Here is a 20,600-nt window from a genome sequence, read left to right on the forward strand (position 1 = left end):
GTGCCTCCGTCGTAGCGGTCCCAGCGTGGCGCATCGCGGCGCCGGTGCGGCCCGCATCGCCAGTGTGGGCGGCCCCGCACCGCGGAGCCGCCCACGATCCTGGTTCTTCGATCAGTCTGACGCCAGCGACGCCGACAGCTCGTCGACCCACTGCTGCGCGCCGTCCGCCACCGAGGTGTTGCCGAAGAGGATGTCGGATTCGATGCGCTGCGACAGCTCGTTGAGGATCGCACCGCCGGCGGGCTGCGGCGGGGCGACGACACCCACATCGAGCACCGTCTGCAGGTATTCCGCAGCCTGCGCGTCCGCCGGTGCGAGCAGCGGCTCGACGACCGCGAGGGTATCGGGATTGAACGGCAGTCCGCGGTTGGCGAGGATGATCTCCGCCGCCTCGGGCTGGTTCAGGAGCCAGTCCACGAGCAGAGCGGCCGCTTCCGGATGCTCGGTGCCCGACGCGATCGCCCAGAACTGCGAGGGCAGCACGGCCACTCCCGACAGGTCGGTCGAGGTCGGTGGGGTGAGGATCTCGACCTCGCCGCCGGCGCCCGCAGCATATGTGGCGATCTGGTTGCTGTAGGCGAAGCTCATGGCTGCCTTGCCGGTGCCGAAGAGGGTGAGGTCGGGCGTGACGTTCCAGTGCTCGACGATCACCGACGGGTCGGGCAAGCCGCCGCCGGCGACGAGCTCCTCCTCCATCTCGTACCAGGACTGGATCGTCTCGGAGTCGACCGCCAGCTCGCCGTCCCAGTCGTAGATGCCGGTCTCGACGTACTGCGCGACGTAGGTGCCGAGGATGTCCTGGATGCGCAGATCCAGCCCGACGATGCCGTCGCCCGCGTTCGCCGAGATCTCGTCGGCGATCTCGACGAAGTCCTCCCACGTCCACGAGCTGTCGGGCAGTTCGACGCCGGCCTGCTCGAAGATGGCGGGGTTGACGAGCACGCCGATGGCGTTGCCTCCGGTCGGCAGGCCATAGAGGGTGTCATCGACGATCGCGTTGGTCAGCGTGAAGTCCGGGTAGTTGTCGGTGGGCAGCTGTTCGCTCACGGTCGAGAGGTCCAGGAGCGCGCCCGCGGCGCCGTACTCCTGCGGCTTCGCGCCACCGAGCGCGAAGACATCCGGGGCCGTGCCCGACGCGAAGTCGGTCGCGAGGCGATTGAAGAGGTCGTCGGGCGCGCCGACGGGCTCTTCGACGACCGTGATGTTCGGGTACTCCTCCTCGAACAGGTCGATGGCCTCGGCCATGATCGCCGAGCGCTCGTCGTTGCCCCACCACGCGATGTGAAGCTCGATCTCCTCATCGGGGTCGAAACCCTCGGAGGAAGACGGCGGCGTCTGGCCGCCGGCCGCGCAGCCCGCCAGTGCGAGCGTCGCGACAAGGGTCGTTCCGAGGGCGGCACGCACCCTGGCTGATCGTGCATAACGCGTCATTGCGCCTCTTTCGTCTCGTGTCGGGTGCCCACCGGGATCGGCGGCACGTCGCCTCGAACGCAGGACCCGTCGAGGCTCGGTATGAAACCGCTTTCTCGGAAAGTAGCAAAGGGTGGAGACCGTGTCAATTGTTGTTGTGGCCTCGTTATCAACGCATCGGCTGTGTCGATGTCGGTCAGGTGTGGCGTGAATTGGCGGATGCGGGGGTGTTTGACGCGAGCGCGATCTTCAGGTGATACTGACCCGAGGTGAAAGCGGTTTCTCTGCTGTAGCCACCATCGTGACAAGGAGGTCTCCGTGAGCAGCATCGGCGAGTTGCGCCAGATCGCCATCCAGGCGCGGCGCACGAAGGGCGGGGTGCGTTCGAAGAATCCCGACAACAAGGCGGGCTATCTCTTCCTCGCGCCGTGGCTGGTGGGCCTGGTCGTGTTCACGATCGGCCCCATGATCGCTTCGCTGTTCCTCGCGTTCACGGACTACAACCTGCTGCAGCCGCCGCAGTTCTCGGGCTTCGACAACATCGCCGAGATGGCGGGCGACGCGCGGCTCTGGAACTCGCTGCGCGTGACCCTCACCTACGTGGTCGTGTCGGTGCCGCTCCAGCTGGCACTGGCACTCGCCGTAGCCGTGCTGCTGGATCGCGGCATGCGCGGACTGGCGTTCTACCGGTCGATCTTCTACCTGCCCAGCCTCCTCGGCGGCTCCGTCGCCATCGCCATCCTGTGGCGCCAGGTCTTCGGCAAGGACGGCATCGTCAACGAGTTCCTCGCGTGGTTCGGAATCGAGGGTCCCGGGTGGATCTCGCATCCCGACTACGCGCTGGCGACGATCATCATCCTGCACGTGTGGACGTTCGGGTCGCCGATGGTGATCTTCCTGGCGGGTCTACGCCAGATCCCCGACATGTACTACGAGGCCGCGCAGGTCGACGGCGCCGGTCGCGTGCGGCGGTTCTTCTCGATCACGATGCCGCTGCTGACGCCGATCATCTTCTTCAACCTGGTGCTGCAGATCATCTTCGCGTTCCAGTCGTTCACGCAGGCCTACATCGTCTCGGGCGGCACCGGTGGGCCGTCCGACTCGACGATGTTCTTCACCCTGTACCTCTACAAAGAGGCGTTCACCGAGCTGAACATGGGCTACGCGTCGGCGATGGCGTGGTTCCTTCTCATCGTGATCGCCGGATTCACGGCGTTCAATTTCTGGCTCTCGAAGTTCTGGGTCTTCTATGACGACTGAACTGCAGCCGACAGCATCCGCCGCACTTCCCGAAGGACGTTCCGTCATGACCGCACTCGAAGAAGCCCCGACCCCGATCGCGCCGCCGCCGTCCGTCGACGAGTACGAACGACGCCGGCGTCGCCACCGTCGCGCCGACGCGGTGCGGTCGCTGTTCAAGCACGCCGGACTGATCGTGCTCTCGCTGCTCATGATCTACCCGCTCATCTGGCTGGTGGTGTCGTCGCTCAAGCCCAACAGCGAGATCTTCACCGACCTCGGCATCTTCACCACCGATCTGACGCTCGAGAACTACGTGCACGGGTGGACCTCGCAGCAGCTGCCGTTCGGGCACTTCCTGATGAACTCCACGATCCTCGTGATCGGCGCGATCATCGGAAACCTGGTCTCGTGCTCGCTCGCCGCCTACGCGTTCGCACGCCTGAAGTTCTGGGGGCGCAACGCGTGGTTCGCGGTCATGCTGGGCACGATCATGCTGCCGTTCCACGTCGTGCTGGTTCCGCAGTTCATCATCTTCCGCGAGCTGGGCTGGCTCGAGACCTTCCTGCCTCTCATCGTCCCGAAGTTCCTCGCGATGGACGCGTTCTTCATCTTCCTGATGGTGCAGTTCATCCGCGGCCTGCCGAAGGAGATCTTCGAGGCCGCGCGGATCGACGGAGCGGGACACCTGCGCATCTTCGGGCAGGTGACGCTGCCGCTCATGGTGCCCGCCCTCGCGACGACGGCGATCTTCACGTTCATCTGGACCTGGGGCGACTTCTTCGGCCCGCTGATCTATCTGCGCACGCGTGAGAACTTCCCCGTGTCGGTGGCGCTCAAGGGCTTCATCGATGCGCAGTCGTCGTCGAACTACGGCGCGATGTTCGCGATGTCGGTGGTCTCGCTCATCCCTCTCTTCCTCGCGTTCCTTCTCGGCCAGCGCTATCTGGTCAAGGGCTTCGCGACCACCGGCATCAAGTGAGCAGGCATTTCATGAGCAACGACGGGCACCTTCGACGAACCCGCTACGCGATCGTCGGCACCGGCAGCCGCGCCGAGATGTACCTCGACGCGATCACCGGACCACACGCCGACGTGGCGGAGCTGGTCGCGTGGTCGGACACGAACGAGGGCCGGCTGGACTGGTACGACGCGCGTCTGCGGGATCGCGGTGTCACTTCGCCCGCCCGCTTCGCGCCGGCCGAGCTGGGTGAGGCGATCGCCCGGCACGGTATCGACCGCGTGATCGTGACCTCTCCGGACTGGACCCATGATCGCCACGTCGTCACGGCGCTCGAGGCCGGGGCGGACGCGGTCGTCGAGAAGCCGCTCACGACGACCGCCGACGGCGTGAGCGCAATCGCGGATGCCGTCGCGCGTACCGGCCGCGACGTCACGGTGACATTCAACTACCGCTATTCGCCGCGCAACTCCGCGCTCAAGCGGGTGGTGAGCTCCGGCGAGATCGGCGAGGTCACCTCGGTGCACTTCGAGTGGGTGCTCGACACGTCGCACGGAGCGGACTACTTCCGTCGCTGGCACCGTGACAAGGACCGCTCCGGGGGTCTGCTCATCCACAAGGCCTCGCACCACTTCGACCTCGTCAACTGGTGGCTCGGCGACACCCCGACGCGCGTCTTCGCCAGTGGCGGTCTGCGCTTCTACGGGGCCGAGAACGCCGCCCGCCGCGGGCTCGGGCCGCGTCCGGCGCGCGGCTCCGACGACTCGCCGCTGCGCGACGCGTTCAGCCTCGACCTGCGCGACGACCCGCAGCTGCGGGGGCTCTACCTCGAGCAGGAGTCGTACGACGGGTACCTGCGCGACCGCGACGTCTTCGACGCCGGCATCACGATCGAAGACAACCTGTCGCTCGTCGTGGATTATGCCGCCGGCGCGTCGATGTCATACGCGCTCAATGCCCACTCGCCGTGGGAGGGGTACACCGTCGCGGTCAACGGGACCCGAGGCCGGGCGGAGCTCACCGTGGTGGAACGCGGCGAGGTGCTGCTCGCGGCATCCGGTCGTCCCACCGCCATCGTCGATCCGAGCGCCCGGCCCGACCACGTCGACGGCAGCGCCGGCCGGCCGGTCGGCGAGTCGCTGGTGGTGCAGAACCATTTCGACCGCGCCCGGCACGTGCCGATCCCGGCGGGCGACGGCGGCCACGGCGGCGGCGACGCGCGCCTGCTCGCCGAGGTGTTCCGCGGTGTGGGCGAGGACCCGCTGGGCCACGCGGCGACGTGGCGAGACGGCGTCGCCGCCGTCGCCGTCGGCCTGGCGGGCAACCGGTCGCTCGATACGGGGAACGCCGTGCGGGTGAGCGAGCTCGCCCTGGGAATCGAACTCGGCGCCCCGTCGGCTCAGCTGTCGGTGCGGGGCTCGTAGCGCACGGGGGCGGTGGCGCCTGCGACCACGCGCCGGAGATCCTCGAGCGTCGCGTCGGGGCCGAACCAGCCGTGGGCGCGTGCCTGTACGAGCACGTTGCCGAGGGCCGTGGCCTCGACCGGACCCGCCAGGACCGGCAGTGCGGAGCGGTCGGCCGTCGCCTGGCACAGGAGTCGGTTCAGCGCGCCGCCGCCGACGATGTGGATCACGTCGATGTCGCGAGCGGTGAGCCGGCCCGCGGTGGAGACGGCATCCGCGAACGCCTGCGCGATGCTCTCGACGATCGTGCGTGCGAACGCCGGCCGTGACGCGGGCACGGCGGCGCCGGACTCCTCGATGACCGCCGCGATGCGTGCCGGCATATCGCCGGGTGCGGCCAGCCGTGCGTCGTTGGCATCGAACAGGGGGACGGTGCCGTCCACAGCGGTCGCGGCATCCAGCAATTGTGGAAGATCGATCGGCGCGCCGTCCTCGGCCTCCCACGTCCGCACCGATTCGCTCAGCAGCCACAGCCCCGTCACGTTGTGGAGGAAACGGACCCGTCCGTCGACGCCACCCTCGTTGGTGAAGTTCGCCTCGCGCGCGGCGTCGGTCACGACGGGCTCGTCGAGTTCGACACCGACGAGGCCCCACGTGCCGCAGGAGATGTACGCCGCGTTCGGCGTGCTCAGCGGCACGGCGACCACCGCCGAGGCGGTGTCGTGCGAGCCGACGGCGATGACGTCGATCGCTGCGCCGACGCGCTCGCGGGCTTCGCCGCGGAGCCTACCGAGCCGCGTGCCGGGGTCGACGAGTTGTGGCAGGGCGATCCCCGCGGCCCCTCCACTCGCCGTCCCCACGGCCCCTCCACTCGCCGCTGGCGCGTCGAGCGGAGCCTCCGGCCGCGTGGGCCCAGACGCGTCGAGCGGAGCCTCCGGTCGCGTGGGCCCAACCGGGATCCCGAGTCGCGCCGCGAGCTCGCGGTCCCATTCCCCGCTGGCGACATCGACGAGTCCGGTGGTGGAGGCGTTCGTGCGCTCGGCCACCCTCGCCCCGGTCAGCAGGAACGCCACCAGGTCGGGGATGAGGAGGGCGATCTCTGCATCGGCCAGGCGCCTGTCGACGGCGTACTGGTAGAGCGTGTTGAACGGCAGGAACTGCAGCCCGTTGCGGCGGTAGAGCTCCTCGAACGGCACCTTCGCGTGCACCGTCTCGACCCCGCGCGCGGTGCGGTCGTCCCGGTAGTGGAACGGCTCTGCGAGCAGCTCGTCGCCGTGCACGAGGCCGTAGTCCACCGCCCACGAGTCGATGCCGATGCTCGCGATCCCCGGTTCCCGGCGCACGGCCTCGGCCAGCCCGTCGATCACGTGACGGTACAGCGCTGTGAAGTCCCAGTGCAGCCCGTCCGGCCCCGCGACGGGACCGTTCGGGAATCGCGCCACCTGCTCGAGCCGCAGCATCCCGTCCTCGACATAGCCGAGCATGACGCGGCCGCTGGTGGCGCCGAGATCGACCGCCGCGACGACCTTCGTCATCGCAGGAAGGCGGCCGCGACGCCGGAGTCGACGGGGATGTGCAGACCCGTCGTGCGCGAGAGTTCGGGGCCGGTGAGCACGTACACCGCGTCGGCGACGTTCTCGGGCACGACCTCGCGCTTGAGGATGGTGCGGTTGGCGTAGAACTGGCCGAGGTCCTCTTCCTTGACGCCGTAGGTCGCGGCGCGGTTGGCGCCCCAGCCCGAGGCGAAGATGCCGGAGCCGCGCACGACCCCGTCGGGGTTGATGCCGTTCACCCGCACGCCGTGCTCGCCGAGCTCGACCGCGAGCAGCCTCACCTGGTGGGCCTGATCGGCCTTGGTCGCCGAGTACGCGATGTTGTTCGGGCCGGCGAAGACCGAGTTCTTCGACGAGATGTAGACGACGTCGCCGCCCATGCCCTGCTCGATGAGCGCCTTCGCGGCGGCCTTGGCCACCAGGAACGAGCCCTTGGCCATGACGTCGTGCTGCAGGTCCCAGTCCTTCTCGGTCGTCTCCAGCAGCGGCTTCGACAGCGACAGCCCGGCGTTGTTGACGACGAGGTCGATCCCGCCGAACGCGAGCACGGTGGCGTCGATCGCGGCCTGCACGCCCTCGGCGTCGGCGACGTTCGCGGCGACGCCGATCGCGACATCCGTGCCGCCCAGCTCCGCCGCGGCGGCCTGCGCCTTCTCGAGGTCCAGGTCGGCGACGACCACGCACGCACCCTCGGCGGCGAGGCGCGTGGCGATGGCCTTGCCGATTCCGGACGCCGCGCCCGTGACGAACGCGATGCGGCCCTGGTGCGACTTCGGCTTGGGCATCCGCTGCAGCTTCGCTTCTTCGAGCGCCCAGTACTCGATGCGGAACTTCTCGGCATCCGAGATGGGGGAGTAGGTCGACAGCGCCTCGGCGCCGCGCATCACGTTGATCGCGTTGACGTAGAACTCGCCGGCCACGCGCGCGGTCTGCTTGTTGGCGCCGTACGAGAACATGCCCACACCCGGGACGAGGACGATGAGCGGGTCGGCGCCGCGGATGGCCGGGCTGCCGGCGGTCGCGTGGGCGTCGTAGTACGCCTGGTAGTCGGCGCGGTACTGCTCGTGCAGCTCCTTCAGGCGGGTGACGGATGCCTCGACCGTCGCGTCGGCGGCGAGGTCGAGGATCAGCGGCTTGACCTTGGTGCGCAGGAAGTGATCGGGGCAGCTGGTGCCCAGCTCGGCCAGCGCGGGCGCCTTCTCGGAGGCGAGGAAGTCCAGCACCTCGGACGAGTCGGTGAAGTGGCCCACCATCGGCTTGTCGGTCGAGGCGAGGCCGCGGATGGTCGGTGCCAGAGCCGCCGCCTTCGCACGGCGCTCCGCTTCGGGAAGGGCTTCGAAGCCGGCGCGGACTCCGCCGAACGGTTCGGCCTTGCCGTTGGCGGCGATGTACGCGGCGGCGGTCTCGATGATCCACAGCGAGTTGCGCTCGGACTCCTCGGAGGTGTCGCCCCACGCGGTGATGCCGTGGCCGCCGAGGATGCAGCCGATCGCCTGCGGGTTCTGCGCCTTGATCTCGGCGATGTCCAGGCCCAGCTGGAAGCCGGGGCGGCGCCAGGGCACCCACACGACCTTGTCGCCGAAGATGGTGCCGGTGAGCTCCTCGCCGTCGGCGGCCGTGGCGATCGCGATGCCCGAGTCGGGGTGCAGGTGATCCACGTGCGCCGCGTCGACGAGGCCGTGCATGGCGGTGTCGATCGATGGGGCCGCGCCGCCCTTGCCGTGCAGGCAGTAATCGAACGCGGCGACCATCTCGTCCTCACGCTCGACCCCGGGGTAGACGTCGACGAGGGCGCGCATGCGGTCCAGGCGCAGCACCGCGAGGCCCCCGGGCCTGAGGGTGCCGAGGTCGCCGCCCGAGCCCTTCACCCACAGCAGCTCCACGGGCTCACCCGTGACCGGATCGGTGTCGGTGCCCTTGGCCGACGTGTTGCCGCCGGCGTAATTGGTGTTCTTCGGGTCGGCGCCGAGGCGGTTCGACCGCGCGATCAGGTCCCTGACGGCCTGGTTACTGTCGGCCTGGTTGCTCATGATGTGGTTCCTTCGGGGGTCGCTGAGGCGAGGAGGGGTGTCGGGGAAGCGGGGGCGAGGGCGCTCAGGCGTGCGGCGAGGCGGTCGATCGAGACGGATGCCGCAGGCTCGTGCGGCCGGTTGAGATGACCGTGCTCGGTGCCCGGCTCGGTGACGACCTCGATCGTGCGCCCGGCGGCGCGCAGCGTCGCGGCGAACGCCTCGCCCGAGACGCGGAGCTCGTCCGCCTCGCCGTTGACCATGAGCGTGGGCGGGAACTGGACGAGGTCGACCGGGCGAGCAAGGCCAGGGACGGCGCCCAACGGTGCGTGCTCGACCGGGACGCCGAGGTAGTTCTCGTACATGCCGCGAACCACGTCGGGGCCGAAGCGGTCGGCCTCGGGATTCGCGTCGAGCAGTGCGCGCAACGCCGCGTCGGGTGCCGGTTGCACGGCCAGCAGCGTCGGGTAGGCGAGGATCACGAGAGCGGGAAGCCGCTCGGCGCGTCTCTCGATCAGCCGGAGCATCGCCCCGGCGGCGAGATTGCCACCAGCGCTGGTGCCGCCCAGGGCCAGCCGGTCACGGTCGATGCGCAGCCGATCGGCGTTCTCGAGCGTCCACGACCACGCCGCGAGCACGTCGTCGGAGGCCGCGGGGTAGTGGTGTCCGCGTCGCGCCGGAGTCGCGGCATCCTGTCCCGCTTCTTCCGGAATCGGCGCGAGACGGTAGTCGACCGAGATCACGGTGGTCCCGCGTGCCGAGAGCCGACGCGCGACCCAGTCGGACTCGGGCATGTCGATGTCGCCGAACGCGAAGGCGCCGCCGTGCGCCCATACCAGGCCCGTACCGTTCGGCTCGCGGGCGGGGTAGACCCGCACGAGTCCGTCGGCTGCGGAGTACGGCTCACTCATCTGTCGATCCTTCGTCTGATCCCCTGCGGCATTCTGCGGGTCGGGCCCGCAGACCGCGAGAGGGGAGCGGAGGTGGTGGTGCACCGGGGGCGCGAGGATCGGCATCCCGCGCCCCCGGTGGGTCTTGTGGAGTTACGCGCCCCAGCCGGCCTGGGTGCCGCCGACGCGGTCGGTCCCGATCCGGGACTGGTAGCCGGATGCCGCATAAGCGGCCATCGGGTCGGCGGCGAGGCCGCGCGACTCACGCCATTCGGCGAGTGCGGGGCGCACGTCGGTGTAGAACGCGTCCATGAACACCGCGTTGGCGGCGAGCACGTCGTTCGCCGCCTGAGCGGCGTCGAGAGCGGCGCGGTCCACGAGCAGGGCGCGCGCTGTCATCTCCTGCACGTTGAGCACCGAACGGATCTGGCCGGGGATCTTGTCTTCGATGTTGTGGCACTGGTCGAGCATGAACGCCACGTCGGGGTTGTTCAGCCCGCCGCCGCGCACGACCTCGAAGATGATGCGGAACAGCTGGAACGGGTCGGCCGCACCCACGATGAGGTCGTCGTCGGCGTAGAAGCGCGAGTTGAAGTCGAACGAGCCGAGCTTTCCGAGGCGCAGCAGCTGCATGACGATGAACTCGATGTTGGTTCCCGGTGCGTGGTGGCCGGTGTCGAGGCACACCATCGCGCGCTCGCCGAGGGCCGCGACCTGGGCGTACGACGTGCCCCAGTCCGGCACATCCGTGTGGTAGAACGCCGGCTCGAAGAACTTGTACTCGAGAACGAGCCGCTGCTCGTCCGACAGGCGCGCGTAGATCTGCTGCAGCGAATCTGCGAGGCGGTCCTGGCGGGCGCGCATGTCGTTCTGGCCTGGGTAGTTCGAGCCCTCGGCCAGCCAGATCTTGAGGTCGCGCGAGCCGGTCGCGTTCATGATGTCGATGCACTCGAAGTGGTGGTCGATCGCCTTCCGGCGGATGCGGTCGTCGGCGTGGGTGAGCGCGCCGAACTTGTAGTCCTCGTCCTGGAAGGTGTTCGAGTTGATGGTGCCGAGCGCGACCCCGTGGTCTTCGGCGTGGCGCCGGAGCTCGTCGTAGGAGTCGACCTTGTCCCACGGGATGTGCAGCGCGACGCTCGGGGCCAGTGCCGTGTACTTGTTCACTTGGGCGGCGTCGGCGATCTTCTCGAACGGGTCGCGCGGTGTGCCGGGCGTGGTGAACACCCGGAACCGCGTGCCGGAGTTTCCGAACGCCCAGCTGGGCAGCTCGATGCCCTGGCCTTCGAGCTGCGTGAGGATCTCTGGGGACAGCGTCGTCATGATGGGGTGCTCTCTTCGTGGGGCGCGCGCGCCGCGGCAGCGGCGAGCTGGTCGTCGAGGTGGAAGATCTCGGTGAGAGGTGGGGCCGCCTGATCGGGGCGGCCGTCGAGGCCGACGAAGAAGCGGCTCATCTCGGCCTCCCAGCGGGCGGCGACGGGAGATGCCGCGAGGTAGGCCTGCGCAGCCGCGTCGTCCTCGGTCTCGTAGTAGCCGACGAGACGGCCGCCTTCGCCGAGGAAGAGCGAGTAGTTGCGGCGGCCCGCGGCAGCGATCTCGGCGAGCATTTCGGGCCACACCGGAGTGTGCCGGGCGATGTACTCGTCGAGCAGCTCCGGCGCGACCTGCAGCTGGAAGCAGACTCTCGTCATCGAATGTCCTTGCATCGGTTGATGAATCGTTTCAAACCTTAGCCGGTATGTATCGTTTCATGCAAGCAGAGCAAGGGGATGCCGTGGTCGTGAGCGTTCGGGATGTCGCGGCTGCGGCATCCGTCTCGGTCGGCACCGTCTCGAACGTGCTCAACCGGCCCGCGAAGGTCGCCCCCGCGACGGTCGAGCGCGTGCAGCGTGCGATCGACGAGCTGGGCTTCGTGCGCAACGACGCGGCGCGTCAGCTGCGCGCCGGCCGCAGTCGCACGATCGCACTCGTGGTGCTCGACGCGGGCAACCCCTTCTTCGCGGAGGTCGCGCGGGGCGCCGAGGATCGGGCGGCAGAGGCAGGCATGAGCGTGCTGCTCGGCAACAGCGACGAGCGTGCCGAGCGCGAGCACGCGTACCTCGACCTGTTCCGGGAGCAGCGTGTGAACGGGGTGCTCGTAACCCCCGTCGACGGCGACCTGGAACGGTTGGAACGCTTGCGCAGCGGAGGCGTTCAGGTGATCCTCGTGGACCACGAGGACCCGGCCGGCGGCTTCGCCTCGGTGTCGGTCGACGATGTCGAGGGCGGCTACCTCGCGGTGTCGCACCTGCTGTCGATCGGGCGCCGGCGGATCGCCTACGTGTGCGGACCGCTCACATTCCGGCAGGTCGCGGATCGTCTCGAGGGCGCGCGGCGAGCCGTGGCCGAGATACCGGATGCCACGCTCGAGGTCGTCGAGATGCCCGCGCTCTCGGTGCTGCAAGGTCGTGCCGCCGGTGAGACCCTGCGCGTGCGGCCGGCGGCGGAGCGTCCGGATGCCGTCTTCGCCGCGAACGACCTCCTCGCCGTGGGAGCGCTGCAGGCGTTCACCCTGATGGGTGACGTGCAGGTGCCCGGCGACATCGCCCTCATCGGATACGACGACATCGACTTCGCGTCGGCGACCGTGGTGCCGCTCAGCTCGATCCGCCAGCCCGCCCATCTGATCGGGCACACCGCGGTGGAACTTCTGCTGAGCGAGCTCGACGAAGAGGACGGCGGCCACGAGCGGACGGTGCGCTTCCGGCCCGAGCTGGTGGTGCGGGAGTCGACCGCCGGCTGAGCGCGCATGCGCTGATCGGGCGTTGAGGTGGCGCTTTGTGTGGCTTCGTCGTGTGCCCCTGAGGTGCGCGGCCGGAGGCTGATTCGGGTTCGGGGGGCGAAATGTGTGGCGCCATGTCTGGCGTCGTCGTGTGCCACCTGAGGTGCGCGGCCGGAGGCGGGTTCGGGTTCAGGGGTCGCAATGTGTGGCTTCGTCGTGCGCGTTGCGGCGTGTCGTGCCACCTGAATGCGCGGCCGGAGGCGGATTCGGGTTCGGGGGGCGCAAGGTGTGGTTTCGTCGTGTGCGTTGCGGCGTGTCGTGCCACCTGAATGCGCGGGCTGGGGCGGATTCGGGTTCGGGGGGCGCAAGGTGTGGTTGCGTCGTGTGCGTTGCGGCGTGTCGTGCCACCTGAATGACAGCGGCGCCGTGATGTGTTGCGCCGGGCCCTCGAGGCTCGATTAGACTGCACGGACATTCGGACGGGAATGAATATGCAGACTTCGATTGCTCGCGTCGCCGGATCGGCGGCGCATTCTTCGCCGGGTGCTCTCGACGAGTCGCGGCATGGCGGCCGCTACTGGGAGAGCACCGCGCCCGGCGCCGGCCGGCGGGCGCCGCGTGCCGATGCAGTGAGCGACGCGCGCACGCAGAGCCTGAACGGCACCTGGCGCTTCCGTCTCTCGCCGACTGCGGCGGGAACAGGCGACGCCTGGCTGGCCGACGGCTTCGACGACGCGTCGTGGGATGCGATGCCGGTGCCCTCGCACTGGGTGCTCGAGCAGTTCACGCCGCTCGCGGGCGGCCCCGCGCGCCGCATGCTCGGCACCGAGGAGGGGCCGCTCTACACGAACACCGCGTACCCGATCCCTCTCGATGCGCCCCACGTGCCGGCCGAGAACCCGACGGGCGACTATCGCCTCGTCTTCGATGTCGCCGGAGACTTCGGCCCCGCCGTGCTGCGGTTCCAGGGGGTCGACTCCTGCGCGAAGGTGTGGCTCAACGGTGAAGAGCTCGGCTGGTCGATGGGCAGCCGGCTGCCGTTCGAGTTCGACGCCCCCGTTCGCGCCGGACGCAACGTGCTGTGCGTGCGCGTGCACCGCTGGTCGTCGGGCACGTACCTCGAGGACCAGGACATGTGGTGGCTCCCAGGCATCTTCCGAGACGTCGAGCTGCTCTCGCGCCCCGACGATGCGATCGACGACCACTTCGTGCACGCCGACTTCGACGCGGCGACGGGGATGGGAACGCTGAGAGTGGATGCCTCCACCCGGGCGATCGTCGAGATCCCCGAGCTCGGCATCCGCATGCCCGCCGGCGAAGCCGTCACCGTGCCGGTGCAGCCGTGGAGCGCCGAGAGCCCGCGGCTGTATCGCGGCGCGCTCACCTCGGCGGGGGAGTCGGTCGAGCTCGTCGTCGGCTTCCGGCGCGTGGAGATCGTCGACGGCGTCCTGATGGGTAACGGCCGCCCGGTCACTTTCCACGGCGTCAATCGCCACGAGCATCACCCCGACACCGGGCGCGCGCTCGATCGCGAGACGATGATCCGCGACATCGTGATGATGAAGCGTGCCAACATCGACGCGGTGCGCACCAGCCACTACCCGCCGCATCCCGAGTTCCTCCGGCTGTGCGACGAGTACGGACTGTGGGTGGTGGTCGAGGTCGACCTCGAGACGCACGGATTCATCTACGCCGGATGGGAGGGCAATCCGCCCGCCGAGCCCGCGTGGCGCGATGCGCTCATGGACCGCCTGCGCCGCACCGTCGAGCGAGACAAGAACCGCCCGAGCGTGGTGGTGTGGTCGCTCGCGAACGAGAGCATGACCGGCGACACGTTCGGCGAGATGCGCCGGTGGCTCGATCGGCGCGACCCGTCGCGCCCCGTGCTGTACGAGCGCGACCCCAGCTATAAGGACTCGGACTTCTACTCGCTCATGTACCCCTCGCTCGAGCTGCTCGAGAAGATCGGTCGCCGCGAAGAGCCGGGCGGCGGACGCCTCAGCATGCACGGCATGGTCGTCGACGAGTCCGGCGTCGCGCCGTTGCCCGAGGGAGTCACCGAGTCCGACGAGATGCGCCGCCGCCGACTGCCGTTCCTGCTCGTGGAGTATGCGCACGCCATGGGCAACGGTCCGGGGTCGCTGCAGGACTACTGGCGCATCATCCACGCGCACGAGCGCCTGTGCGGTGCATTCGTGTGGGAGTGGATCGATCACGGGTTCTCGGCGACGACGGCCGACGGCATCCCGTTCACGATGCACGGCGACGACGTCGACTACGATCCGCGCGGCGGCCGCTTCAGCCTGCACGGGCTGGTGTTCAGCGATCGCACCCCGACGCCGGGGCTGCTCGAGCTGGCGAAGGCGCACGAGCCGATCTCGATCGAGGTGCTCGATCGCTCGGTGTACATAGTGAACAACCGACATTATGTGGATACGGCGGATGTGGTGTTCCGGTGGGTGGTGGAGGCCGACGGCGCCCGGTTCGCGGGTGGCGTGCTCGACGTTCCGCCGGTGACGGCAGGCGAGTCGGTCGAGATCGCGATTCCGGATGCCGCGACCGCCGTCCACGGTCACCCCGACTCCGTGCTGACCGTGGAGGCGGCGCTCGCCGCCGACGCCAGCTGGGCGCCCGCCGGGCACGTGCTGGCCTGGGGTCAGCGGCTGCTCGAGGACTCCTCGACGACCGGCGTCGGCGCCTCGCGCTCTGCCCCTGTCGAGGCCGAGAAACCGCATGCCGGTTCACAAACCAGCGGACGCGGGGTTTCTCAACCTCGGCGTGGTTTATCAGCGGATGCGGCGGGCCGCGCGCCGACCGAGGGCGAACCCGTGCATGTTGGCGCGGGTGAGTTCGACGGCACGACAGGGAAGCTCGTGCGACTGGGCGACCTCGAGATCGACGGGCCGGTGCTCGACCTGTACCGGGCGCCGACAGAGAACGACCACGGCCAGGGAGCGCTCAACGACCTGGCGTCGGTGTGGCGCAAGACCGCGCTCGACCGGCTTCTGCACCGCGTCGACGCCGTCGGGGCCGATGGCGACCGGCTGGTCGTCCGCGGTCGGACCGCACCGCGCACTCATCCCCATGGCGTCGACTGGACGATGAGCTGGACGCCCGACGGTGACGGCCTCACGCTCGACGTCGCCGTCGATTTTGTCGGACCGTGGGCCGACACCCCGTACATGCATCGCGACATCTGGGTGCCGAGGCTCGGACTGCTGTTCGCGCTCCCGGGCGCGGCCGACCGGGTGACGTGGTTCGGCCGCGGTCCCGGCGAGACGTACGTCGACTCGCACGCCGGCTCGCGCCTCGGTCGGTTCTCGCGTGGCATCGACGAGCTGCAGGTGTCGTACCCGGTCCCACAGGAGAACGGGAACCACGTCCAGACGCGCTGGCTCGAGGTGGACGGCGAACGGATGCCGTCGCTCCGCGTCGACGGCCTTCCCGAGTTCGACTTCACGGCGCGACGATGGACATCGCACGACCTCGCACGAGCCGACAAGCCGCACGAGCTCGTGGACTCCGGCCGAGTCTGGCTGAACATCGATCACGCGCAACAGGGCCTGGGCTCGGCATCCGTCGGCCCCGCGCTTCCCGAGCAGTACCGCATCCCGCGCGAGCGCACGTCATGGAGTGTCCGGCTCTCGACGCGCTGAGGGCGCGCGACGCCGTACCTCGACCCGGTCGGTCAGGATTCCGAGGGCTCGAGGGGCAGCTCGAGACCGTAGTTCCATGACAGGATGGCGGGCTGTTCGCGGTAGAAGCCCAGAACCGACACCGAACCCGCGTCCAGCGTGAGCTGCGCGCCGAATCGCGGCGCCAACCGCAGGAAGACGGCCGTCAGGATGCGCAGAAGGTGCCCGTGCGCGACGAGTGCGACATCGCCGTCCGCCATCGCGGGCAGCACGCGTGTGAGCACGCGCGAGGCTCGCGCGGCGACTTCTTCCACCGTTTCGCCGGGCGTGTTCCCGCGGACCACGCCATGGGTGAACGCGCTCCAGTTGTAGCCGAGTTCGTGACGGATGTCGTGGGTCGTGCGCCCCTCGTAACCGCCGTAGTCCCACTCGACCAGGAGCGGATCGACCTCTGCACGCAGGCCGGCCAGCTCTGCGGTTCGCCGCGCACGCTGCAGCGGCGAGGTCAGCACGAGCGAGAAGTCGTAGCCGGCGACGAGCCGGCCGGCATTGCCGGCGAGGTTCTCGCCACGAGGCGTGAGCGGGATGTCGGTGAGGCCGGTGTGCCGACCTTCTCTCGACCATTCCGTCTCGCCGTGGCGAAGGAGCACCAGCTTCCCCGAGGGATGGTCAGGGGCAGGGCGATCGGGCAGCTGATCAGCGGTGGCCACATCGCAACCGTAGTGTCTCGTCGCGGCGGCGCTGCGACCCCGCGTCGGCACACGCCTCACCGCCGCGTCTGGGGTGTCTGACAGAGCCTCCCACCATCGCTCCGCACCTCGTTGGAGAGAAGCGGCGGGCGCGCCTGAAGGCCGGCACCCCGCCGCGATCGTCGTCGGCGACACCGTCGGATCGGCGCGAGCGCATGATTCTGCCCGGGCTCACCATCGGCTGCGGCAGCCCGCGGCTCAGTGGATGCTTTCGCCTCGTTTGAGCATCTCGACGTACTCCGCGACGCGTCGGGCGCGCGATTCCGGCCGTTTGAGGTTGGCCACGCGGAAAGACATCGCGAATCGGTTCTGCGCCGACTGAGACGCGTACGCTTCGGCGAGCGCGGGATCTGCGTCCAGGGCTTGCTGAAGCTCCACGGGGATCTCGCCGTCGCGTTGCCGATACGCGTTGTCCCATCGTCCGTCAGCCTTCGCGCGTTCGATCTCGTGTTGACCCTCGGGACGCATGCGACCTTCTTCGATCAGCCGCGTGACGTGACCGATGTTGACTTTCGACCACACGCTTCGCGGTCGCCGTGGCGTGAAGGTCTGTAGGAAGTAGTCGGCATCCAGGGAGGACGACTGCCCATCGATCCACCCGAAGCACAGTGCGACATCGAGAGCTTCGGCGTACGTGATCCCGGGTTCGGTCGATGCCTTCTTCCGCAGGCGCAGTCGCACCCCGTTCGGGTCGGGATTCGCGTCCAGCCAGGCTTCCCACTCCGAGACCGTGTCCACCTGCAGTTCCGGCTTGTTCGTGCGGTTGGCCATGAGGGGAGGATAGCTCTGCGGCGACCCGGTGCTAGGCGGCTGGGCGGAATCTTCGAGGAGGCGGCTGCAGGTCGCCCCAGGCATAGCGTCGCGCGAGGCGGGCGGGTAGCGCACGGGGTTCGCCACCGTCCGGCGGATGAAGCACGAAGTCGTTCTTGCCGTCACGGGTGATGCGCCACTCGCCGTGATGGAGCTGCATATGGTGCCAACGACAGAGCAGGATGCCGCGGTCGATATCGGTGCGGCCGCCTTCGCTGTACGGATCGATGTGATGCGCTTCGCAGTAGGAGGCAGGTCGATCGCAGTCCCTCCACCGGCACCCGCCGTCGCGGACGGCGAGAGCAACGCGCTGTTTCGACGAGAAAAGGCGTGCCTCGCGTCCGAGGTCCAGCGGGTTGCCCCGCTCGTCGAGCGTGCATGTCATCGTGCCGGTGTCACAGGCCTGTCGTGCGACCAGCCAGCCCGGGAGCGTCGTGTCGGTGTCTTCGAGGAGCGCAACGGCCGCGCGGCCTTCGGTCGCGTCGGCGAGTACTTCGGCCGTCGCGACGATGCGGATTCCCGCCCTCCGCGTGCCGAAGACGGTCTCCGCATCGGCGAGTGCTCCGGCGCGGAGCACGTCGAGCATCAGGTCGTATGCGAGCTGGTCGTTGGTGCGCGGGTCGGTGGCGAGCTCCTCGGCGCGGGCCTTCTCGTCGGGGTCGACGAATCGCGGGCCGCCGCGGCGGGGGCGCAGGGCGGTGTCGATGATGGACTCGATCCACGCGCCGCCCTCGTCTTCGAACGTGAAGCTGCCGTGACGGATGCCGTCGTGATCGGTCCACCGGCGGAACGAGCGTGCTTCGAAGCGCTGCTCGAGCCGGAGCTCGGCACCTGCCGGATCCAGCAGATCGCGAATCGTGCGCGCCGCCGACGCCAGCTCTTCGACGGTGCGCTGCGAGGCCTCGTCGATGAGTTGACCGGCAGCCGTCTCCCATGCCGTCCTCACCTCGGTAGCCCGGCCCGCCGTCACAGCGGCTTCCGACGCGCCGTCGGTCGTCGGATCGTCCGTTGCCCGCACGTCGTCGACGGGCGGTTCGCCCAGTCCGCGGTAGATCGCGTCGTGCTGCGCCGAGGTGAGCGCCCCCGTCATCAGCGCCTCACCGAGCACCGCATGCCAGGGTCGCCGGGCAGTTCCGGCCTGCCCGGCCGTGGGCGCTCCCGCATCCGTCTCCTCGTCGACCGACGCCTGCCCCTCGGCCCTCGCATCATGGTCGGCGAAGTCACCTGCTTCAACGGGCACCAGCCCCGCCGCGAGGGCTTCGCCGAGCCGCACCTGCTTGGCCGCGTCTGCGCGGGTCGACCCGGTGAGGTCCTGGATCAGCGACACGGTCGAGCGGTGCCCGCGCTTCTGCGCCAAGCCGCTGTGTCCGGCGTCACGGGTAGAACGGGAGGCCACTGCGCCTGATCCGGCGATCCGCACGCACTCTCCGCCACGCACGAGCACGCTGGCGTGCTCGATGAGCGCCAGCACATCCTCATCGGTGATCTGCTGCACGACGCCGGGGACATCGACGGCCTCGACATCGTCTCCCACCACTGTGCGCATCGCATCCAGCGCTGCCTGCAGTTCGGAGAAGAATGCCATACTTCATTATGCCGCCGGCCTCCGACATTCGTGCTTATGAGCGACAAGACTGATCTCGCGAGCCCGATCACCCGACCGCCGACCCCCGACCCGCGACCAAGCGGGCGTCGGCTGCGCAGCATGCGGGCGCCGACGATGACGACGACTACACCCTCGCGAAGACCGACTTCTCAGATGACGCCCCAGCGCGCATGCGGTGGACGCCGCGCGCACCCGGGTGAACCACGGACACGCTCGGCGTTCTCACCGCAGCGAAGCTGACCTCACGCCTTCTCGACCGGAACCTGCAGTTCGGTCACCCAGTCGGGTCCCGGTTCGTGCCCGTCGGCCTCCACGTAGACCTCGCGACAGGGTCCGGTCATTCGGTAGCCCTCGTCGATGACACGGCCCATCAGGCGTGACCACGACTCGCCGATGCCTGACATGTCGCCTCGATGGAGGAGTGTCGCCATGGTCTCGACCGCGGGCAGCGTGACGACGTCGTAGCCGTCCCCGGGCTGCGGCTCGGGTTCGGCGACGTAGGACACGTGGACGGCGAGGTCGTCCGAATCCGGTACGGGCTCGTACCAGAAGATGCCCGGCTCGATGATCTGCCGGCCGGCAGCCTCGAGTGCATCATCGAGTCCCGTGATGATGGTCCCGACGACCGGACTGACGTTCTCGGGGCCGCCCCCAGGGGCGATTCCCGATGCGGCGTAGACGGTGACGGCGTCGACGCGGCGGTATTGCACGGTCTCTGACATGGCGGTGCTTCCTTCCAGGAGGGAGAGACGCCGGTCGATGCGCTCCAGGCGTGCGGTGTCCGCGTCGATCGCTGCCACCAGCTCGGCCCGCCGCTTCGCGAGCACGTGACGGATCCGGCTCTCGTCGTCGGAATCCAGCGCTGAGGCGATATCGTCGAGGCCGACGCCGAGTTCCCGCAGCTCGACGATCCGCAGCAGCCGGGGCAGTTGGGTGCTCGCGTATCTGCGATAACCCGAGTGCGGATCGACGTGCGCCGGAATCAGCAGGCCGATCGCGTCGTAGTGACGCAGCATCCGCACACTGACGCGCCCGAAGGCGGCGAACTCTCCGATGGTGTACATGGTGCTGGCCACGTTCGACCATGACACAGTGTCACGGTCAAGCACAGGGGCGCGACTGGATCAGAACCCGAACGACAACAGGCTCGACGCCCGTCCGTCACGGATCGCCTGGAGGGCGAGCTTCTCGTAGTCGGGCACCCGCTCAGGCAGTGCGTCGAGGTCGAACCATGCGAGCTCGGCGCACTTGTGCGGTTCGAGGATCTGGGGCTCGCCCGTCCACGAATCGCACGTGAAGAACCAGTCGACCCGCTGCTCGCGCGGTCGGGCGGTGCCGTCGGTGCGCTGCATCACCGTGGAGGCCTTCAAGCCTGCGGGCTCGACGATGACGCCGAGCTCCTCTCGCGACTCACGGATCGCAGCGTCCACGGCCGTCTCGCCGAGCTCGATGTGGCCGGCGGCGCCGGCGGTCCAGTACCCGTCCATATAGCCGGTGTTCTGGCGCAGCTGCAGCAGCACCGCGCCCGAGCGCAGCAGGAAGACATACGAGGCGGGCACGAGAGAGACGCGGGTCAT

The 20,600-nt window shown here is 69.1% G+C and carries 16 protein-coding genes; 5 read left to right on the top strand and 11 right to left on the bottom strand.

Features of this window, described 5'->3' with window-relative positions; translation table 11 throughout:
• Positions 1-111: 111 nt before the first annotated feature.
• A complete protein-coding gene (locus ACLKM7_RS17855) occupies positions 112-1,431 on the bottom strand; it encodes an ABC transporter substrate-binding protein (RefSeq protein WP_436448642.1) in 1,320 nt (439 codons plus the stop codon).
• 297 nt (positions 1,432-1,728) lie between these two features.
• Between ACLKM7_RS17855 and ACLKM7_RS17860 the strand changes: the two genes are divergently transcribed.
• From ACLKM7_RS17860 to ACLKM7_RS17870, 3 genes are read left to right on the top strand one after another with little or no spacing between them, the layout of a single operon-like run.
• The gene (locus ACLKM7_RS17860) at positions 1,729-2,670 is read left to right on the top strand and encodes a carbohydrate ABC transporter permease (RefSeq protein WP_436448643.1); all 942 of its coding nucleotides are present in this window, start codon (positions 1,729-1,731) and stop codon (positions 2,668-2,670) included.
• A gap of 46 nt (positions 2,671-2,716) precedes the next feature.
• Positions 2,717-3,631 carry a carbohydrate ABC transporter permease gene (locus ACLKM7_RS17865; RefSeq protein WP_436448644.1) on the top strand — a complete coding sequence of 305 codons (915 nt, stop codon included), beginning with the start codon at positions 2,717-2,719 and terminating at the stop codon, positions 3,629-3,631.
• 11 nt (positions 3,632-3,642) lie between these two features.
• Positions 3,643-5,034, top strand: a complete 1,392-nt coding sequence (locus ACLKM7_RS17870; RefSeq protein ID WP_436448645.1) for a Gfo/Idh/MocA family protein — start codon at positions 3,643-3,645, stop codon at positions 5,032-5,034.
• On the opposite strand, the gene ACLKM7_RS17875 is transcribed toward ACLKM7_RS17870, so the two are convergent.
• From ACLKM7_RS17875 to ACLKM7_RS17895, 5 genes are all read right to left on the bottom strand, one after another.
• Positions 5,010-6,548, bottom strand: coding sequence for a rhamnulokinase (locus ACLKM7_RS17875; RefSeq protein WP_436448646.1), 1,539 nt, complete (start codon positions 6,546-6,548; stop codon positions 5,010-5,012). The two genes, ACLKM7_RS17870 and ACLKM7_RS17875, sit on opposite strands and share 25 nt — an antisense overlap.
• Complete coding sequence (locus ACLKM7_RS17880; protein ID WP_436448647.1) at positions 6,545-8,596, bottom strand: bifunctional aldolase/short-chain dehydrogenase; 2,052 nt, start codon at positions 8,594-8,596, stop codon at positions 6,545-6,547. The genes ACLKM7_RS17875 and ACLKM7_RS17880 overlap by 4 nt, the downstream gene beginning before the upstream one ends.
• Positions 8,593-9,486 (bottom strand): alpha/beta hydrolase fold domain-containing protein, encoded by an 894-nt coding sequence (locus tag ACLKM7_RS17885; protein WP_436448648.1) that lies wholly within the window; start codon positions 9,484-9,486, stop codon positions 8,593-8,595. The genes ACLKM7_RS17880 and ACLKM7_RS17885 overlap by 4 nt, the downstream gene beginning before the upstream one ends.
• A gap of 132 nt (positions 9,487-9,618) precedes the next feature.
• A complete protein-coding gene (rhaI, locus tag ACLKM7_RS17890; protein WP_436448649.1) occupies positions 9,619-10,785 on the bottom strand; it encodes an L-rhamnose isomerase in 1,167 nt (388 codons plus the stop codon).
• Positions 10,782-11,153 carry an L-rhamnose mutarotase gene (locus tag ACLKM7_RS17895; RefSeq protein ID WP_436448650.1) on the bottom strand — a complete coding sequence of 124 codons (372 nt, stop codon included), beginning with the start codon at positions 11,151-11,153 and terminating at the stop codon, positions 10,782-10,784. The genes rhaI and ACLKM7_RS17895 overlap by 4 nt, the downstream gene beginning before the upstream one ends.
• A 59-nt stretch (positions 11,154-11,212) precedes the next feature.
• Between ACLKM7_RS17895 and ACLKM7_RS17900 the strand changes: the two genes are divergently transcribed.
• Both ACLKM7_RS17900 and ACLKM7_RS17905 read left to right on the top strand, forming a co-directional pair.
• Positions 11,213-12,244 carry a LacI family DNA-binding transcriptional regulator gene (locus ACLKM7_RS17900; protein ID WP_436448651.1) on the top strand — a complete coding sequence of 344 codons (1,032 nt, stop codon included), beginning with the start codon at positions 11,213-11,215 and terminating at the stop codon, positions 12,242-12,244.
• A 470-nt stretch (positions 12,245-12,714) separates the two neighbouring features.
• Positions 12,715-15,879: a glycoside hydrolase family 2 TIM barrel-domain containing protein gene (locus ACLKM7_RS17905; RefSeq protein ID WP_436448652.1), complete on the top strand. Its 3,165-nt coding sequence runs from the start codon at positions 12,715-12,717 to the stop codon at positions 15,877-15,879.
• A gap of 32 nt (positions 15,880-15,911) precedes the next feature.
• On the opposite strand, the gene ACLKM7_RS17910 is transcribed toward ACLKM7_RS17905, so the two are convergent.
• The 5 genes from ACLKM7_RS17910 to ACLKM7_RS17930 all read right to left on the bottom strand — a co-directional run bounded on the left by ACLKM7_RS17910 (position 15,912) and on the right by ACLKM7_RS17930 (position 20,600).
• Positions 15,912-16,568, bottom strand: a complete 657-nt coding sequence (locus tag ACLKM7_RS17910) for a histidine phosphatase family protein (RefSeq protein WP_436448653.1) — start codon at positions 16,566-16,568, stop codon at positions 15,912-15,914.
• A gap of 237 nt (positions 16,569-16,805) precedes the next feature.
• Positions 16,806-17,378, bottom strand: coding sequence for a YdeI/OmpD-associated family protein (locus tag ACLKM7_RS17915; RefSeq protein ID WP_436448654.1), 573 nt, complete (start codon positions 17,376-17,378; stop codon positions 16,806-16,808).
• 31 nt (positions 17,379-17,409) lie between these two features.
• Positions 17,410-19,002 (bottom strand): HNH endonuclease, encoded by a 1,593-nt coding sequence (locus ACLKM7_RS17920; RefSeq protein ID WP_436448655.1) that lies wholly within the window; start codon positions 19,000-19,002, stop codon positions 17,410-17,412.
• Positions 19,003-19,265: 263 nt separating this feature from the next.
• Positions 19,266-20,099 (bottom strand): MerR family transcriptional regulator, encoded by an 834-nt coding sequence (locus ACLKM7_RS17925; protein WP_436448656.1) that lies wholly within the window; start codon positions 20,097-20,099, stop codon positions 19,266-19,268.
• A 48-nt stretch (positions 20,100-20,147) separates the two neighbouring features.
• Positions 20,148-20,600: an NUDIX hydrolase gene (locus tag ACLKM7_RS17930; RefSeq protein ID WP_436448657.1), complete on the bottom strand. Its 453-nt coding sequence runs from the start codon at positions 20,598-20,600 to the stop codon at positions 20,148-20,150.

The sequence above is a fragment of the Microbacterium sp. I2 genome (assembly GCF_051364985.1).
In the GTDB taxonomy this organism is placed as follows: Bacteria; Actinomycetota; Actinomycetes; order Actinomycetales; family Microbacteriaceae; genus Microbacterium.

Excerpts from the sequence above, each read along its gene's own strand:
- ACLKM7_RS17865 (WP_436448644.1), top strand. The coding sequence starts at position 2,717 with ATGACCGCACTCGAAGAAGCCCCGACCCCGATCGCGCCGCCGCCGTCC.
- ACLKM7_RS17930 (WP_436448657.1), bottom strand. The coding sequence starts at position 20,600 with ATGACCCGCGTCTCTCTCGTGCCCGCCTCGTATGTCTTCCTGCTGCGC.
- ACLKM7_RS17855 (WP_436448642.1), bottom strand. The coding sequence starts at position 1,431 with ATGACGCGTTATGCACGATCAGCCAGGGTGCGTGCCGCCCTCGGAACG.
- ACLKM7_RS17880 (WP_436448647.1), bottom strand. The coding sequence starts at position 8,596 with ATGAGCAACCAGGCCGACAGTAACCAGGCCGTCAGGGACCTGATCGCG.
- ACLKM7_RS17875 (WP_436448646.1), bottom strand. The coding sequence starts at position 6,548 with ATGACGAAGGTCGTCGCGGCGGTCGATCTCGGCGCCACCAGCGGCCGC.
- ACLKM7_RS17920 (WP_436448655.1), bottom strand. The coding sequence starts at position 19,002 with ATGGCATTCTTCTCCGAACTGCAGGCAGCGCTGGATGCGATGCGCACA.
- rhaI (WP_436448649.1), bottom strand. The coding sequence starts at position 10,785 with ATGACGACGCTGTCCCCAGAGATCCTCACGCAGCTCGAAGGCCAGGGC.
- ACLKM7_RS17900 (WP_436448651.1), top strand. The coding sequence starts at position 11,213 with ATGCAAGCAGAGCAAGGGGATGCCGTGGTCGTGAGCGTTCGGGATGTC.
- ACLKM7_RS17915 (WP_436448654.1), bottom strand. The coding sequence starts at position 17,378 with ATGGCCAACCGCACGAACAAGCCGGAACTGCAGGTGGACACGGTCTCG.
- ACLKM7_RS17905 (WP_436448652.1), top strand. The coding sequence starts at position 12,715 with ATGCAGACTTCGATTGCTCGCGTCGCCGGATCGGCGGCGCATTCTTCG.
- ACLKM7_RS17885 (WP_436448648.1), bottom strand. The coding sequence starts at position 9,486 with ATGAGTGAGCCGTACTCCGCAGCCGACGGACTCGTGCGGGTCTACCCC.
- ACLKM7_RS17895 (WP_436448650.1), bottom strand. The coding sequence starts at position 11,153 with ATGACGAGAGTCTGCTTCCAGCTGCAGGTCGCGCCGGAGCTGCTCGAC.
- ACLKM7_RS17870 (WP_436448645.1), top strand. The coding sequence starts at position 3,643 with ATGAGCAACGACGGGCACCTTCGACGAACCCGCTACGCGATCGTCGGC.